This is a genomic window from Caballeronia cordobensis (assembly GCF_001544575.2).
Classification (GTDB): Bacteria; Pseudomonadota; Gammaproteobacteria; order Burkholderiales; family Burkholderiaceae; genus Caballeronia; species Caballeronia cordobensis.
On record NZ_FCNY02000009.1, the window covers coordinates 275,234 to 289,922 of the forward strand.

The following is a 14,689-nucleotide window of genomic DNA, read 5'->3' on the forward strand; positions in this document are numbered from 1 at the left end:
AGACTGACACATGGCGGGAAATCTGGAGCGGGCGTTGTCGATCATCGAGCTGCTGGCGAAAAACGGCGGGCGCATGCAGCTCGCCGCCATCGCCGACACGCTCAACATTCCGCGCAGCGGCACGCACCGGCTGCTCGCGATGCTGATCGACGAAGGCTATGTCCGTCAGGACGAGGATCACGGCGAGTACATGCTCGCGCTCAAGCTCGTGTCGCTCGCGCTCATTTATCTGTCGACGGGCGGCGTGCTCGACGTGTCGCAGCCCGTGCTCGACCGGCTCGCGGCGCAGTCGGGCGAACTGGCGCGCGTGGGCGTGGTCGAGGACGATCACATTACGTTCGTCGGCAAGGCGCAGGGCGCGAAATCGGGCCTGCGCTACGATCCGGATATGGGCAGCCAGCCGCCGCTGCATTGCACGGCGAGCGGGCAGGCGTGGCTGTCGTCGCTATCGGACGAGGAAGCGCTCGAACTCGTGTCGAAGCAGGGCGGACTGGGCAAGCCGGGGCAGGGCGGGCCGAGGGCGCCGAAGACCATCCAGCAGTTTCTCGCGGATCTGCACGCGGCCCGCAAACGGGGTTATGGCATCGCGAGCGAGACCTACGAAGCCGGCATGACGTCGATGGCCGCGCCGATTCATCATCCGGTGACGGGCGTGGTCGTGGGCGTCGTGAGCCTCGCGGGCCCGACGAGCCGCCTGCCGGAAGCGCGGCTGAAGGAGCTTGCGCCGGCCCTGCTCGAAGCCGCGTCGGATATGGGCGCGGCGACGCTGAGCTCGCCGTATTTCAAGCGGCCGGCTGCGAGTGTGGAAGTGCCCGCTGAAAAGGTGCCGGGCAAGGCGAAGGCGAAGAACGTCAGCGCCGTTTGACGCCGTTTGACGCCGGATTAGGCCGAACGGACGAGGTGACGCGGCGAAAACGGCTGCGTTATCATCGTTTTCATCATGAAACGAGAATTTGAAATGCCCACTCCGCTCGATCCCATCGTGTCCGAATTCGCCACTGTCGAGGAAGCCGAGGCTTATGATCAGTGGTTTCGGGCGAAGATCCAGGCTGCACGCGACAATCCCGGCCCGCTCATCCCCCACGACGAAGCGATGTCGCGCATTCGCAAGAAGCTTCAGGCGAGAATCAGAGAGCAAGAGAAGCTGCGGAAGTGATGCTGCCGATTCGATGGACTACAAAAGCGCTCGACAACCTCGATGAACTGACTGATCACATCGCCGAAGACAGTATCTGGGCAGCGGTCGATATATTCGAGCTCATTCAAAACAGTGTCATCCCCGCGGCGACTCATCCTTACCTTTTCCGCCCGGGGCGTCTTTCGGGAACGCGCGAGATCGTCGCGCATCCCAACTACATCGTCGTCTACGAAATCGTCGATGGATGGATTCAGGTAATGGGCGTTGTCCATTCACGGCGCCAATATCCGCGATAGCCTGTCCTGGGGCGGAGCGCCTTTCATGCGGCGCTTCCTGCTCCCGTTCTACTCCTGCACTATCCTCAAAACACCCAGCCCTCGCGAGGCCGATCATGAACGCGACGTCCGTCGGCGCGCCCTTACGCGAAGTCGACGATTTACCGTCGCCGCGCGGCCTGCCTCTCGTCGGCAATCTGCACCAGTTGCCGCCCGCCACGCATCATCTGACGCTGGAGCGCTGGGCCGCCGAACTTGGCACGCCCTACGTGTTCCGCTTCGGCACGACGCCCGTCACGGTCTGGAACGATATCGAGCTGTCGCACGCGGTGTTGCGAGAGCGGCCGCATCGCTATCGTCGCTATGCGCCCATCGAGAATATTCTCAAAGAATTCGGCTGCAACGGGCTCTTTTCGATCGAAGGCGCGGCATGGGAGCCGCAGCGCCGTCTCGTGATGCAGGCGCTCTCGATTCCGCATATCAAGGCGTTCTATCCGACGCTCGCCGCGATCGCCGAGCGGTTGCGGCGACGCTGGGAAGCGGCGGCGCGCGCGGGCCGCGTGGTCGACATGACCGGGGACCTCAAGCGCTTCACGGTCGATGTGACGAGCGCGCTCGCATTCGGCGAAGATCCGAACACGCTGGAAAACGAGCGCGTGCTGATCCAGGAACAACTCGCGATGCTCCTGCCGATGCTGATGTCGCGCGTCAACGCGCCGTTCGCGTACTGGCACTACGTGAAGTTTCCGCGCGACCGCAAGTTCGACGAAGCCATGTCGGCCGTGCATCGCTATATCCGCGAACTAATGGCGCGCACGCGCGCGCGGATGCGCGAGCAGGCCGCGCAAACGCGCGAAAGCGCCGCGCCGCAGAATCTGCTCGAAGCGATGATCGCCATGCGCGATACCCCCGGCTCCGGCATCACCGACGACGAAGTCGCCGCCAACGTACTGACGATGCTCGTCGCGGGCGAGGACACCACGGCGACGTCGATTGCATGGGCGCTGCTCTTTCTCGGCACCGACGACGCATTGCAGGCGCGCGTCGCCGCGGACTCACGGCGCGTGCTCGGCGACGCGGCCGTCTGCTCCGACTACACCGCGATGCGCGAGCTCGACCTGTGCGAAGCCGTGTGCACGGAGGCGAGCCGGCTGCATCCGATTGCGCCCTATCTGTCGCTGGAGCCGCTCGAAGAAGTGCGTCTTCAAGGCGTGCGCTTGCCCGCGGGCACCAAGATGTTCCTCCTGAACCGCCCCGCGATGCTCGATCCGCACAACTTCGCCGATCCCCGCCGCTACGATCCCGACCGATGGCTGCATGACCAGTATCGCGAAGGCGCGCACGAGCCGCGCGCGTATCTGCAATTCGGCGCGGGACCGCGCGTATGTCCGGGACGGCACCTGGCGGCGGTGGAAATGCGGCTCGTCGTATCGATGCTGACGGCAAATTTCATCGCGCAACTGGCGACGAATCCCGCCGATATCCACGAGATCTGCGCCTTCGTCTCGGTGCCGAGCGAAATGCCGATGCGTCTTGTCCTGCGATAGCGGCGTTACCGCGCATCCGCGACATCGGCGGGCGCGACCGGCACGCCGCCGCCCGTCGCCATCCACAACACTTCGGCGTCTTCCTCGCTCGTCGAGATCGCCGCGTGGCCGGTGCGGCTGTCGAAATAGATGCTGTCGCCCGCGTTCAGATGCGTCGGCGCGTAGAGTTCGGAATACAGGCACACGCTGCCGCTGATCACATAGAGAAATTCCTCGCCTTCGTGGCGGCCCCAGTCGTCGAAGGCGTCGAGCGTGTGCGCCGAAATGCGGATGCGAAATGGCAGCATCGCCTTGTGCGCGAGCTCGGTGGCGAGCAGTTCCATCTGATAGCCGCGATACGCGTGGCGCTGCCCTTCGTCGCGGCGCGTGAGCGCGCGCCGGCCGCTTGCGCTCGGTGCGGGCGCGGTGCCGAACAGCTCGGCGAGATCGATCTGCAGACCGCGCACGATTTTCTGCAGCACGTCGAAAGTCGGCGACATTAGACCGTTTTCGATCTTCGAGAGCGCCGAGCGCGACACCCCGCACAGGCGGCTCGCCGTTTCGAGCGTCAGGTCTTGCGCGAGCCGCGCGCGTTTCACCCGGCGTCCGAGGTCGGCCGCGGATTGATCGGACATGTTCTTCGTGCTGAGGCTGGGCATGGGGAAATGCGGTCGTAAAGGCTTTTTTGTTTCCGATAATAACATCGCGCAAACGGCGCGCGCCTGCTGCGCGTACCGGCACGCTGCCCGAATCTACCGCCGCAAAAGGCCGCGCGCATTGGTGACAACCCCAATATTGATCACGTTGTCCACCGCCCGGACAGCGCGTATAGTTTCCAGGCTTACGCAAGTTTCCGATCAGAAACTTCGTTCCAGGGACAACCCGCTTCAAAAGGACTTCATCGTGGACGCACAATCGATTCTTTCCGACCTCGGCATCGCGAGCCTCGTGACCGACGGCGACCTCGTCGCCACTTCACCGATCAGCGGAGAAGTCATCGGCCGGGTGAAACAGCACACCACCGCCGACGTGGATGCCGCGCTCGGCGCCGCGCGCACCGCGTTCGCCACGTGGCGCAACGTGCCCGCGCCGCGCCGCGGCGAGCTCGTGCGGCTGCTCGGCAATCGCCTGCGCGAGAAAAAGGAAGCGCTCGGCCGCCTCGTGTCGCTCGAAGCGGGCAAGATTCTCCAGGAAGGTCTGGGCGAAGTGCAGGAAATGATCGATATCTGCGATTTCGCCGTCGGCCTCTCGCGCCAGTTGTACGGCCTCACGATCGCGTCCGAGCGCCCCGGCCACCGCATGGCCGAGACGTGGCACCCGTTCGGCGTGTGCACGATCATCTCGGCGTTCAATTTCCCGGTCGCGGTATGGTCGTGGAACGCGGCGCTCGCGCTCGTGTGCGGCAACGCGGTCGTGTGGAAGCCGTCCGAGAAAACGCCGCTCACCGCGCTCGCGGTCGATCGCATTATGCGCGACGCCATCGACGAATTCGGCTCCGCGCCGGCGGGCCTCGCTTCGCTGATCGTGGGCGGACGCGAAGTCGGCGCGGCACTCGTCGCGGACAAGCGCTCGGACATCGTCAGCGCGACCGGCAGCACGGAAATGGGCCGCAAGGTCGGCGTCGCGGTGGCGCAGCGCTTCGGCCGCTCGATTCTGGAACTCGGCGGCAACAACGCGGGCATCGTGTCGCACACGGCAAACCGCGATCTCGCGCTGCGCGGCATTCTCTTTTCGGCGGTCGGCACGGCGGGGCAGCGCTGCACGTCGCTGCGGCGTCTGTTCGTCCATGAAAGCATCTACGACGAAACCGTCGCGCGCCTGAAAGATCTCTACGCGAAAGTCCCGGTCGGCAATCCGCTGGAGCAGGGCGTGCTGATGGGCCCGCTCATCGACGTGCAGGCGTTCGCGCGCATGCAGGACGCGCTCGAACAGGCGAAGGGCGAGGGCGGCAAAGTGTCCGGCGGCGAGCGCGTCAGCGTGAAGGGTCACGAAAACGGCTATTACGTGCGCCCCGCGCTCGTCGAAATGCCGTCGCAAACGGAGGTCGTGCTGAAGGAAACCTTCGCGCCGATCCTCTACGTGATGCGCTATTCCGATTTCGATGACGCCATCGCCGCAAACAACGCCGCCGCGCACGGCCTGTCGTCGTGCACATTCACCACCGATCTGCGCGAAGCGGAGCGCTTCCTGTCGGCATCGGGCAGCGATTGCGGCATCGCGAACGTGAACATCGGACCGAGCGGCGCGGAAATCGGCGGCGCGTTCGGCGGCGAGAAAGAAACCGGCGGCGGCCGCGAGTCGGGCTCGGACGCGTGGAAGGCCTACATGCGCCGCGCGACCAACACGATCAACTATTCGTCGGAATTGCCGCTCGCGCAGGGCATCGACTTCAATCTCGGCTGAGGGCACGGTGAGTCCAGGCGTTGTCATCGTCGGTGGTGGGGTGATCGGCAGTTCGGTCGCGTATTTTCTGCGTGCGGCCGATCCGTCCGTGCCGGTCACGGTGATCGAGCGCGATCCGACTTACGCGTGCTCGTCGTCGGCGCTTTCGGCGGCGTCGATCCGGCAGCAGTTCTCCACGCCGCTTTCCGTGCGCATGTCGCTCTTCGGCATCGAGTTCCTGCGATCGGTCGGCGAGCGGCTCGAAGTGGATGGCGAGCGTCCGTCGATCGATCTGCACGAGGGCGGTTATCTGTTTCTCGCGACCGCGCAGGGCGAGGCGACGCTGCGCGAGAATCACGCGTTGCAGCGCGAACTCGGCGCGGACATCAGCCTGCTCGATCCCGCGCGATTGCAAGCGCGCTTTCCGTGGCTGAACACCGAGGATCTCGCGGCGGGCGCGTTCGGCGAAAGCGGCGAGGGCTGGTTCGATGGCTACGGCCTCGTGCAGGCGTTGCGGCGCAAGGCGCAAGCGCTCGGCGCGCGGTATGTGCCGACGGAAGTGGTCGGCATCGAACGCGCGGGCCGGCGTGCCACGGCCGTGCGCGCGGCGAACGGCGAAACCTACGCGTGCGATGTCCTCGTGAACGCGGCGGGCGCGTGGGCGCGCGGCGTCGCGGCGATGCTCGGCGTCGAGATTCCGGTGTATGCACGGCGGCGCAGCATCTTCAACGTGTCGTCGCCCGCGAAGCTCGAACGCGCGCCCTTGCTGATCGATCCGAGCGGCGTCTACTTCCGTCCGGAGGGGCGCACGTATATTTGCGGCACGTCGCCCTCGGCGGACAACGACCCCGACGACCTGCCGCTCGATCAGGTCGATCACGCGCTGTTCGACGATGTGATCTGGCCGACGCTCGCGCACCGCGTGCCGGAATTCGAGGCGCTGCGCGTCGAGCGCTGCTGGTCCGGCTATTACGAATACAACGTGCTCGACCAGAATGCGATCATCGGCGCGCACCCGGACGTCGAGAATTGCATTTTCGCGAACGGCTTCAGCGGACACGGGCTGCAGCAAGGCCCGGCGACGGGACGCGGCGTGAGCGAACTCATCCTGCACGGACGCTACGAAACGCTGGATTTATCGCCGCTCGACTGGACGCGCGTGCTCGAAGGGCGCCCGTTCATCGAAAAGAATGTCGTATAACAGATAAAAGACCGGCGAATGCCTTTTTCCATAATCGATGATTTAAGTCTGCCCGGTCCCGAACCGGGCATTTTTTTAGCTACGGAAATAGACAAGCGCATTGAGACCGGTTTGCCGGTGCGTTTCGAACGGGCATTCTTATCATCATCGTCATGCAATCGGGCTGCGTCCATTAATGAAATCCACTAGGGCCAGCCGCCTTCGAGAAGCGCATTCTGGAACCATCAAACGCTTTTTCGCGCTTTAACGAAAGGAGACAAAACATGGAAGCCAATACGAGCGCGCATTACTATGCCTGGATCGATGAAGGCGAAATGCCTCACGATACGAGCGTCCCCGTGTCGCACCGGTCCACACAGGTATCGGCGGCGCCAGAATATGTCGCGGAGATCTGCGGACGTTTTGCCAAAACCGAAGAGGAAAAAAATTCCTGCGTGATTCGCGGCTATAACTGAACGCCTTAAAACAGTGTGTTGCGCGCCTGACACGGTTTGTCATCGCGCGCATAAACTTGAGAGATGACGCGCATGGCGTGATTCATGACGCGACCTCATGAAACGTGTAATGCCGGTGATATTCATTCGGTAATGCGGCCGTGTGTGTGCGTTATCTGACAGAAGACGCCGTGTAAATCGAACCCGCCGCGTGCGGGTTTTTTCATGTTTGCCGTGCGTCGCCACGGTCCGCCCGCGTTCGGCAGCCCGCCCCCGCCGATGGCACAATCGCTCGCAACGAGGCGATATCAGGAGCAAAGGTGGCGAATCTGGATCTCGACAATCCGTTTCTCGAAGCGCTTGGCGCGGTCTTCACCGAATGGCGGGCGGGCTACGCCGAATTCAGGATGCCGATTCATGCCGGTCATCTGAACCGGCAGCGCATCCTGCAAGGCGGCGCGATCGCCACGCTGCTCGACGCGGCCTGCGGCTACGCGGGTCTTTTCACGACGGGCGCCGCGCCCGTGCACGGCTTCACGCTCTCGCTCACGGTGAATTACCTGGATCGCGGCATTGGCGATCAGGTCGTCGCGAAGGGCTTTCTCGAACGGCAAGGCCGCTCGGTGTATTTCGCGCGCGGCGAGGCGTGGATCGACGGCCGCGTGATGATCGCGAGCGCGCAAGGCACCTTCAAATACGCGCGCTGATGGCCACGCGAAATCTTCTCAGACGTCTGGATCTCACGACGCTGCAGCTCTTTCTGGCGGTGTTCGAGGAAGGCACGCTGACGCGCGCGGCGGAGCGCGAGGCGATCGCGGTCTCGGCGGCGAGCAAGCGGCTGCTCGAACTGGAGCAGGCGGTGGGGGCGGTGCTGTTCGAGCGCAAGGCGCGCGGCATGGACCTGACGCCCGCGGGCGAAACGCTGCTGCATCACGCGCGGCGCGTGCTGCGCGATGTCGAGAACATCGGCATCGAACTCGCGGAGCACGCGAGCGGCGTGCGCGGCTACGTCCGGATGATGGCGAATCTGTCGGCGATCGTCGAATTCCTGCCGGAAGACCTGCGCGCGTTCTCGTCCGTGCACGATCAGATCAAGATCGATCTGGAGGAAAGGCCGAGCGGCGGCATCGTCGAAGGCGTGGCGGACAGTCTCGTCGATCTCGGCATCTGCTCGGGCGACGCCGACACGCGCGGCCTCGAAAGCGCGCATTACCGGCACGACCGCCTGTGCATCGTGACGCCGGGCGATCATCCGCTGGCGCATCGCGAAAGCGTGGCGTTCGCCGACACGCTCGATTTCGATCACATCGGCCTGCACTCGGCCAGCTCCATCAACATGCGCACCCATCTCGCCGCACGACAGGCGGGGCGCGCGCTGCGGCTGCGCATCCACGTACCGGGTTTCGACGCCGTTTGCCGCATGGTGCAGGCCGGCATGGGCGTGGGCGTGCTGCCGCTGCAAGTGTTCGAAGCGATGGGCCGCCAGCTCGGAATTGCCGCCGTAGCGCTCGACGAGGAATGGGCCGCGCGCAGTCTCGTCATCGTCGTGCGCGATTCGGATGCGCTTTCGCCGGTGAGCCGGCTGCTGTTCGATCATCTGCGCACCGTCGAAGCGCGCGGCTAGCTTTCAAAATCCCCGCGAGCGTTCGCGTTTGGCGAACGGTGCTTGCCGAAATGCGGTTGGACGGGGCGTAGCGTTCGCCAATAAGCTTGTCTCACAGCACAAATTTCAGGAGACAAGCAGCATGAGCGGACCCCTTCAGGGCATTCGCGTCATCGAGATCGGCACGTTGATCGCCGCGCCTTTCGCGGCGCGCATGCTGGCCGAATTCGGCGCGGAAGTCATCAAGATCGAAACGCCCAACGGCGGCGATCCCCTTCGCAAATGGCGCAAGCTCCACGAGGGCACCTCGCTCTGGTGGTATCTGCAGTCGCGCAACAAGAAGTCGGTGTGCGTCAACCTCAAGTCGCCCGAAGGCGCCGGCGTCATCAAGCGGCTGGCGGCGGACGCGGACATCGTCATCGAAAACATGCGTCCCGGCGCGCTCGAAAAGCTCGGCCTCGGCTGGGACGTGCTGCACGCCATCAACCCGAAGCTGACGATGGTGCGCATCTCCGGTTACGGACAGACCGGTCCGTACCGCGATCGTCCGGGCTTCGGCGCGATCGGCGAAGCGATGGGCGGCATCCGCTACACGACCGGCGACGCCGAAGGGCTGCCCGCGCGCGTCGGCGTGAGCCTCGGCGATTCGCTCGCCTCGCTGCACGGCGTGATCGGCGCGCTGATGTCGGTACTGCGCGTGAAGACCGGCCAGGGCGACGGCCAGGTGGTCGATGTGTCGCTCGTCGAAAGCGTCTTCAACCTGATGGAAAGTCTCGTCCCCGAATACGACCTGCTCGGCCATGTGCGCGAGCGCAGCGGCGGGGCGCTGCCGGGCATCGCGCCGTCGAACACGTATCGCACGGAGGATGGCGGCTTCGTCGTGATCGCGGGCAACAGCGATCCGATCTACAAGCGCCTGATGCACGTGATCGGCCGCGCCGATCTCGCCGACGATCCCGCGCTCGCCCACAACGACGGCCGCGTGAAGCAGAGCGCGATGCTCGACGAAGCGATCACCGCATGGACTTCGCATCACTCGATGAACGAGGTGCTCGCGACGATGGAGCGCGAGGAAGTGCCGGCGGGCCGCATCTATTCGGTCGCGGACATCGTCGAGGATGCCCACTATCAAGCGCGCGACATGCTGTTGCAGGCGGACCTGCCGGGCGGCGTCGCGGTGAAGATGCCGGGCATCGTGCCGAAACTCTCCGACACGCCGGGCGAAGTGCGCTGGCAGGGTCCGGCGCTCGGCGAGCACACGGCGCCAGTGCTCGAAGCGCTCGGTTTCGATGCGGACGAAGTGGAGCGGCTGCGCGCCGCGGGAGCGGTGCAATGAATTACGAATGCAAAGAACCCTTGATCGTTCAGGAAGTCGCGCCGCGCGACGGCCTGCAGATCGAAAAGCAGTGGGTCGAGACCGAAGACAAGATCGCGCTGATCGACGGCCTTTCCGCGTGCGGCTTCACGCGCATCGAGGCGGGCTCGTTCGTGTCGCCGAAAGCGATTCCCGCATTGCGCGACGGCGACGCCGTGTTCAACGGCATCCGCCGTTCCTTGCGGACGATCTACGTCGCGCTCGTGCCGAACGCGAAGGGCGCGGAACGCGCGCTCGCCGCGCAGGCGGACGAGCTGAACCTCGTGATGTCCGCGAGCCAGACGCACAACCGCGCCAACATGCGCATGAGCTGCGAGGCTTCGCTGGCCGGTTTCGGCGATATCGTGAAGCGGGTTCAGGGCGACGCCGACGTGACGCTGAACGCCACCATTGCCACCGCGTTTGGCTGCCCGTTCGAAGGGCGCATCGATGAAGACCGTGTCGTGTCGATTGCGCGGACGTATCGCGAGATGGGCATCGCGGGCGTCACCCTCGCCGATACGACGGGCATGGCGAATCCGCGTCAGGTCGCTCGGCTCGTCGCCCGCGTGCTCGAACACGTGCCCGCCGCCGATCTGACGCTGCACTTTCACAACACGCGCGGCCTCGGCCTCGCCAACGTGCTCGCCGCCTACGACGTGGGCGCGCGCCGCTTCGACGCCGCGCTCGGCGGTCTCGGCGGCTGCCCGTTCGCGCCGGGCGCGTCGGGAAACATCTGCACCGAAGACCTCGTGAATCTGTGCGACGAAATGGAAATTCCGACGGGCGTCGATCTGCAGAAGCTGATCGCGCTGTCGCGCACGGTGCCCGCGCTCGTCGGCCATGAGGTGTCCGGCCAGGTCGCGAAGGCGGGACGCAACTGCGATCTGCATCCGGCGCCCGATTACGTGCGGGCCATCTGAATTCAAAAGACCAAAACATCATCGGAGACAAACATGAGCGATCTGAGCGTAGGCACGGCTAACGAGCCGCAAGCGACCGAAAACACCGCGGACATCATCCGCAAAGTGGCGTGGCGGCTCATGCCGCTCATCATGCTGTGTTATCTGTTCGCGTTTTTCGACCGCATCAACATCAGCTTCGCGAAGTTTCAGCTACAAAGCTCGCTAGGCTTTTCGGATACCGCTTACGGTCTCGGCGCGAGCCTTTTCGTGATCGGCTACGTGCTCTTCGAAGTGCCGAGCAACATGCTGCTCTACAAGGTCGGCGCGCGCCGCTGGATCGCGCGCATCATGATTTCGTGGGGCATCGCGACCGCGCTGATGGTCTTCGTGCAGACCGAATGGCAGTTCTACGGGCTGCGCTTCATCATCGGCGCGATGGAAGCGGGCTTCGCGCCCGGCGTGCTGTATTACCTGACGCTGTGGTTCCCGGCGAGCTATCGCGGCCGCATCACGTCGCTGCTGTTTCTGGCGTCGGCGTTCTCGGGTCTCGTCGGCGCGCCGATTTCGGGTCTCGTGCTCGGCCACATGAACGGCGTGTTCGGCATCGCCGGCTGGCACTGGCTGTTCCTGCTCGGCGGCCTGCCGTGCGTGCTGCTCGGCTTTCTCGTGCTGAAGGTGCTGAAGGATCGCGTCGATGACGCCGCGTGGCTCACCGCGTCCGAGAAGACGTATCTGAAGAGCCAGATTTCGACGCAAAGCCAGCACACGGACACCGGCCATTCGCTGTTCGGCGCGATCAAGACGCCCGGCTTTCTGATGCTCGGCCTGATCTATTTCCTGATCCAGATCGCGTCGTACGGTCTGAACTTCTGGGCGCCGCACCTGATCCGCGCGGCGGGCACGCAGAATCCGACGATCATCGGTCTTCTGACGGCGGTGCCGTATATCTGCGGCGCAATCTGCATGGTGGTGGTCGGGCGCATGTCGGACCGGTCGGGCGAGCGCCGCAAGTTCGTCGCGATCTTGCTCGTGATGGCGGCGGTGGGTTTCTTCGCGGCGGGCATCTTCGACAAGCAGACGACCCTTCTGATCGCCGCCCTCGGCGTGATGGGCGCGGGCGTGATCGCATCGATCCCGGCGTTCTGGGCGTTGCCGCCCAAGCTGCTGACGGGTGCGGGCGCGGCGGGCGGCATCGCGTTGATCAATACGCTCGGGCAGCTCGGCGGCATCGTCAGCCCGGTGATGGTGGGCCGCATCCGCGACACGATGGGCAGCACGACGCCCGCGCTGTACGCGATCGGCGCGATGAGCGTGATCTGCGCGCTGCTGCTGCTGTTCGGCTTGCCGCAATCCCTCAGGCAGCGGGACCACTCGGAGCACAAGGCTTGAGGCTTCGGCGAGTGTAAGCGTTTCTCAAAGTCAAAGCGCCCGGCGGACACTCCCCCGGGCGCTTTGCGCTTCAACCCTTCCAGGTCCACTCGCGGATCTCGTCGCGGTCGATGCCTTCCTCATGCGCATACCGCACGCTCTCGATGATCTGATTCTTGAGCCATTCCTTGGTATGCGCGCTGCTGCCGGCGATGCGCGGCACGCGGTCGATCACGTCGATCGCGAGCGTGTAGCGGTCCACGCCGTTGATGATCGCGAGCTCGAACGGCGTGTTGATATTGCCGCGCTCCCGATACCCATGCACGTGCATGTTCGCGTGATTCGTGCGGTTGTACGTGAGCTTGTGCACGAGCGTCGGATATGAATGGAAGTTGAAGATCACGGGCTTGTCGCGCGTGAAGATCGAATCGAAATCGCGATGCGACAGGCCGTGCGGATGATCGGTGTCCGGCAGCAGCCTGAACAGATCGACCACGTTCACGAAGCGAATCTTGAGGTCGGCGCAATGCGCCTTCAGGATCTCGACGGCGGCGAGCGCTTCCATCGTCGCGATATCGCCCGCGCACGCGATCACCGCGTCCGGTTCCGCGCCCTGATCGGTCGAGGCCCAGTCCCAGATGCCGATACCCTTCGCGCAATGCACGATCGCGTCGCGCATGCTCAGGTACTGCAAATGCGGCTGCTTGTCCGCGACGATCACGTTGACGTAATCGTGCGTGCGCAGGCAGTGATCGGCGACGCTCAAGAGGCAGTTCGCATCGGGCGGCAGATAGATGCGCACGACGCCCGGGCTCTTGTTGGTGACGACATCGAGAAAGCCGGGGTCCTGGTGCGTGAAGCCGTTGTGATCCTGCCGCCACACGAGCGACGTGATGAGCAGGTTGATCGAGGGAACCGGGCGGCGCCACGCGAGTTCGTTTTTCGCTTTTTCGAGCCACTTCGCGTGCTGGTTGAACATCGAGTCGATCACGTGTACGAAGGCTTCGTAGGTCGCGAAGAGGCCGTGGCGGCCCGTCAGCACATAGCCTTCGAACCAGCCTTCGAGCGTGTGCTCGGAGAGCATTTCCATCACGCGGCCATCGATGGACAGCGCGCCGCCGTCGTCGTCCTCGGGCAGCGTTTGCGCGAGCCAGCGCTTGCCGGACGCCTCGTAGACGCCATCGAGCTTGTTGCTCGCGGTTTCGTCCGGGCCGAAGAGACGGAAGCGCGTCATGTTGCGGCGGATCACGTCGCGCAGGAAGGTGGCGAGCACGGCCGTCGGCGACTGATAGACGCTCGCCGCGCGCTTGAACTCGAACGCGTAGTCGCGGATATCGGGCAGATCGAGCGATTGCGGCAGCACGCCGCCATTCGCGTGCGGATTCGCGCTGATGCGCCGCGTGCCTTCAGGCGCGAGCGCGCGCAGCGTGTCGACCGGGCGGCCGTCTTCGTCGAAGAGTTCCTCGGGCCGGTAGCTGCGCAGCCAGCTTTCGAGCAGCGCGAGATTGCGGTGATTGCTGGCCGGATCGGCGATCGGCACCTGATGCGAGCGCCAGTAGTTCTCGACCTTGTGGCCGTCCACTTCCTTCGGGCCGGTCCAGCCTTTGGGCGTGCGCAGGACGATCATGGGCCAGCGCGGGCGCGTCACGTTTTCGGGATTTGCGCGCGCGTTCGCCTGAATCGCGCGGATTTCGCCGATGCAGCGTTCGAGCGTCGCCGCCATGCGCTGATGCATCGCCTCGGGCTCGTCGCCTTCGACGAAATGCGCCGTGTAGCCGTAGCCCTTGAAGAGCGCGTCGAGTTCGTCGTGCGGAATGCGCGCGAGAATCGTCGGATTGGCGATCTTGTAGCCGTTCAGATGGAGGATCGGCAGCACCGCGCCGTCGGTCGCGGGATTGAGAAACTTGTTCGAATGCCACGAGGTGGCGAGCGGGCCGGTTTCCGCTTCGCCGTCGCCCACAACGGTCGCGACGATCAGATCGGGATTGTCGAACGCCGCGCCGAACGCATGCGAGAGGCTATAGCCGAGCTCGCCGCCTTCGTGGATGGACCCCGGCGTCTCCGGCGTGCAGTGCGAGCCGATGCCGCCCGGCGATGAAAACGCGCGAAACAGCTTCAGCATGCCGCGCTCGTCGGCGCTGCGATCGGGATAGATTTCCGAGTAGTGGCCTTCGAGCCAGGCGTTCGCGAGCGTCGCCGGCGCGCCGTGTCCGGGGCCGGAGACGAACAGCACGTTCAGATCGTCGCGTTTGATCAGGCGATTCAGATGCACCCACACGAACGACTGGCCCGGATCGGAGCCCCAGTGGCCCAGCAGACGCCGTTTGATGTGTTCCGGCCTGAGCGGCTCGCGCAACAGCGGATTCGCGCGCAGGTAGATCATGCCGGCCGAAAGATAATTGCAGGCCCGCCAGTACGCGTCGATTTTCGCGAGGAGATCGGGGGCGAGAGGGGTCTCGAGAGCGGTCGAGGGCGTGACGTCGTCGTTCAATTGCTTCTCCTT

At 64.6% G+C, this 14,689-nt stretch carries 14 protein-coding genes; 12 read left to right on the forward strand and 2 right to left on the reverse strand.

Annotation, left to right across the window (positions count from 1 at the left end; translation table 11 throughout):
• Window positions 1-10: 10 nt before the first annotated feature.
• The 4 genes from AWB70_RS19470 to AWB70_RS19485 all read left to right on the forward strand — a co-directional run bounded on the left by AWB70_RS19470 (window position 11) and on the right by AWB70_RS19485 (window position 2,960).
• On the forward strand, window positions 11-865 hold the full coding sequence (locus AWB70_RS19470; protein ID WP_053569490.1) for an IclR family transcriptional regulator: 855 nt from the start codon (window positions 11-13) through the stop codon (window positions 863-865).
• A gap of 93 nt (window positions 866-958) precedes the next feature.
• Window positions 959-1,156, forward strand: a complete 198-nt coding sequence (gene relB, locus AWB70_RS19475; RefSeq protein ID WP_053569489.1) for a type II toxin-antitoxin system RelB family antitoxin — start codon at window positions 959-961, stop codon at window positions 1,154-1,156.
• Window positions 1,156-1,434, forward strand: a complete 279-nt coding sequence (locus AWB70_RS19480) for a type II toxin-antitoxin system RelE/ParE family toxin (protein ID WP_053569488.1) — start codon at window positions 1,156-1,158, stop codon at window positions 1,432-1,434. Before relB ends, AWB70_RS19480 begins: the two co-directional genes overlap by 1 nt.
• A gap of 95 nt (window positions 1,435-1,529) precedes the next feature.
• Window positions 1,530-2,960: a cytochrome P450 gene (locus AWB70_RS19485; protein WP_053569487.1), complete on the forward strand. Its 1,431-nt coding sequence runs from the start codon at window positions 1,530-1,532 to the stop codon at window positions 2,958-2,960.
• Between the two features lie 5 nt (window positions 2,961-2,965).
• On the opposite strand, the gene AWB70_RS19490 is transcribed toward AWB70_RS19485, so the two are convergent.
• Complete coding sequence (locus AWB70_RS19490) at window positions 2,966-3,598, reverse strand: helix-turn-helix domain-containing protein (protein WP_045454119.1); 633 nt, start codon at window positions 3,596-3,598, stop codon at window positions 2,966-2,968.
• Between the two features lie 244 nt (window positions 3,599-3,842).
• On the opposite strand from AWB70_RS19490, the gene amaB reads away from it, so the two are divergent.
• The 8 genes from amaB to AWB70_RS19530 all read left to right on the forward strand — a co-directional run bounded on the left by amaB (window position 3,843) and on the right by AWB70_RS19530 (window position 12,207).
• The gene (amaB, locus tag AWB70_RS19495) at window positions 3,843-5,342 is read left to right on the forward strand and encodes an L-piperidine-6-carboxylate dehydrogenase (RefSeq protein WP_053569486.1); all 1,500 of its coding nucleotides are present in this window, start codon (window positions 3,843-3,845) and stop codon (window positions 5,340-5,342) included.
• A 7-nt stretch (window positions 5,343-5,349) separates the two neighbouring features.
• Window positions 5,350-6,522, forward strand: a complete 1,173-nt coding sequence (locus tag AWB70_RS19500; protein ID WP_053569485.1) for an NAD(P)/FAD-dependent oxidoreductase — start codon at window positions 5,350-5,352, stop codon at window positions 6,520-6,522.
• Window positions 6,523-6,785: 263 nt separating this feature from the next.
• Window positions 6,786-6,977, forward strand: a complete 192-nt coding sequence (locus tag AWB70_RS19505) for a hypothetical protein (RefSeq protein WP_014250937.1) — start codon at window positions 6,786-6,788, stop codon at window positions 6,975-6,977.
• Window positions 6,978-7,276: 299 nt separating this feature from the next.
• Window positions 7,277-7,663, forward strand: coding sequence for a PaaI family thioesterase (locus AWB70_RS19510; RefSeq protein ID WP_014250936.1), 387 nt, complete (start codon window positions 7,277-7,279; stop codon window positions 7,661-7,663).
• Entirely contained in the window at window positions 7,663-8,580 is a 918-nt protein-coding gene (locus AWB70_RS19515) for a LysR family transcriptional regulator (RefSeq protein ID WP_053569484.1), read from the forward strand. The genes AWB70_RS19510 and AWB70_RS19515 overlap by 1 nt, the downstream gene beginning before the upstream one ends.
• A gap of 121 nt (window positions 8,581-8,701) precedes the next feature.
• Window positions 8,702-9,895 (forward strand): CaiB/BaiF CoA transferase family protein, encoded by a 1,194-nt coding sequence (locus AWB70_RS19520; protein WP_045454110.1) that lies wholly within the window; start codon window positions 8,702-8,704, stop codon window positions 9,893-9,895.
• Window positions 9,892-10,836, forward strand: coding sequence for a hydroxymethylglutaryl-CoA lyase (locus AWB70_RS19525; RefSeq protein ID WP_053569483.1), 945 nt, complete (start codon window positions 9,892-9,894; stop codon window positions 10,834-10,836). Before AWB70_RS19520 ends, AWB70_RS19525 begins: the two co-directional genes overlap by 4 nt.
• A 33-nt stretch (window positions 10,837-10,869) precedes the next feature.
• Window positions 10,870-12,207, forward strand: a complete 1,338-nt coding sequence (locus AWB70_RS19530; RefSeq protein WP_014250932.1) for an MFS transporter — start codon at window positions 10,870-10,872, stop codon at window positions 12,205-12,207.
• A 70-nt stretch (window positions 12,208-12,277) separates the two neighbouring features.
• Here the strand turns inward: AWB70_RS19530 and AWB70_RS19535 are convergent, their stop codons facing one another.
• The gene (locus tag AWB70_RS19535; protein WP_053569482.1) at window positions 12,278-14,677 is read right to left on the reverse strand and encodes a phosphoketolase family protein; all 2,400 of its coding nucleotides are present in this window, start codon (window positions 14,675-14,677) and stop codon (window positions 12,278-12,280) included.
• Between the last annotated feature and the right edge of the window lie 12 nt (window positions 14,678-14,689).

What these genes read in the sequence shown, in the direction of transcription:
- AWB70_RS19470 (WP_053569490.1), top strand. Translation starts at nt 11, where the DNA reads ATGGCGGGAAATCTGGAGCGGGCGTTGTCGATCATCGAGCTGCTGGCG.
- relB (WP_053569489.1), top strand. Translation starts at nt 959, where the DNA reads ATGCCCACTCCGCTCGATCCCATCGTGTCCGAATTCGCCACTGTCGAG.
- AWB70_RS19480 (WP_053569488.1), top strand. Translation starts at nt 1,156, where the DNA reads ATGCTGCCGATTCGATGGACTACAAAAGCGCTCGACAACCTCGATGAA.
- AWB70_RS19485 (WP_053569487.1), top strand. Translation starts at nt 1,530, where the DNA reads ATGAACGCGACGTCCGTCGGCGCGCCCTTACGCGAAGTCGACGATTTA.
- AWB70_RS19490 (WP_045454119.1), bottom strand. Translation starts at nt 3,598, where the DNA reads ATGCCCAGCCTCAGCACGAAGAACATGTCCGATCAATCCGCGGCCGAC.
- AWB70_RS19505 (WP_014250937.1), top strand. Translation starts at nt 6,786, where the DNA reads ATGGAAGCCAATACGAGCGCGCATTACTATGCCTGGATCGATGAAGGC.
- AWB70_RS19515 (WP_053569484.1), top strand. Translation starts at nt 7,663, where the DNA reads ATGGCCACGCGAAATCTTCTCAGACGTCTGGATCTCACGACGCTGCAG.
- AWB70_RS19520 (WP_045454110.1), top strand. Translation starts at nt 8,702, where the DNA reads ATGAGCGGACCCCTTCAGGGCATTCGCGTCATCGAGATCGGCACGTTG.
- AWB70_RS19525 (WP_053569483.1), top strand. Translation starts at nt 9,892, where the DNA reads ATGAATTACGAATGCAAAGAACCCTTGATCGTTCAGGAAGTCGCGCCG.
- AWB70_RS19530 (WP_014250932.1), top strand. Translation starts at nt 10,870, where the DNA reads ATGAGCGATCTGAGCGTAGGCACGGCTAACGAGCCGCAAGCGACCGAA.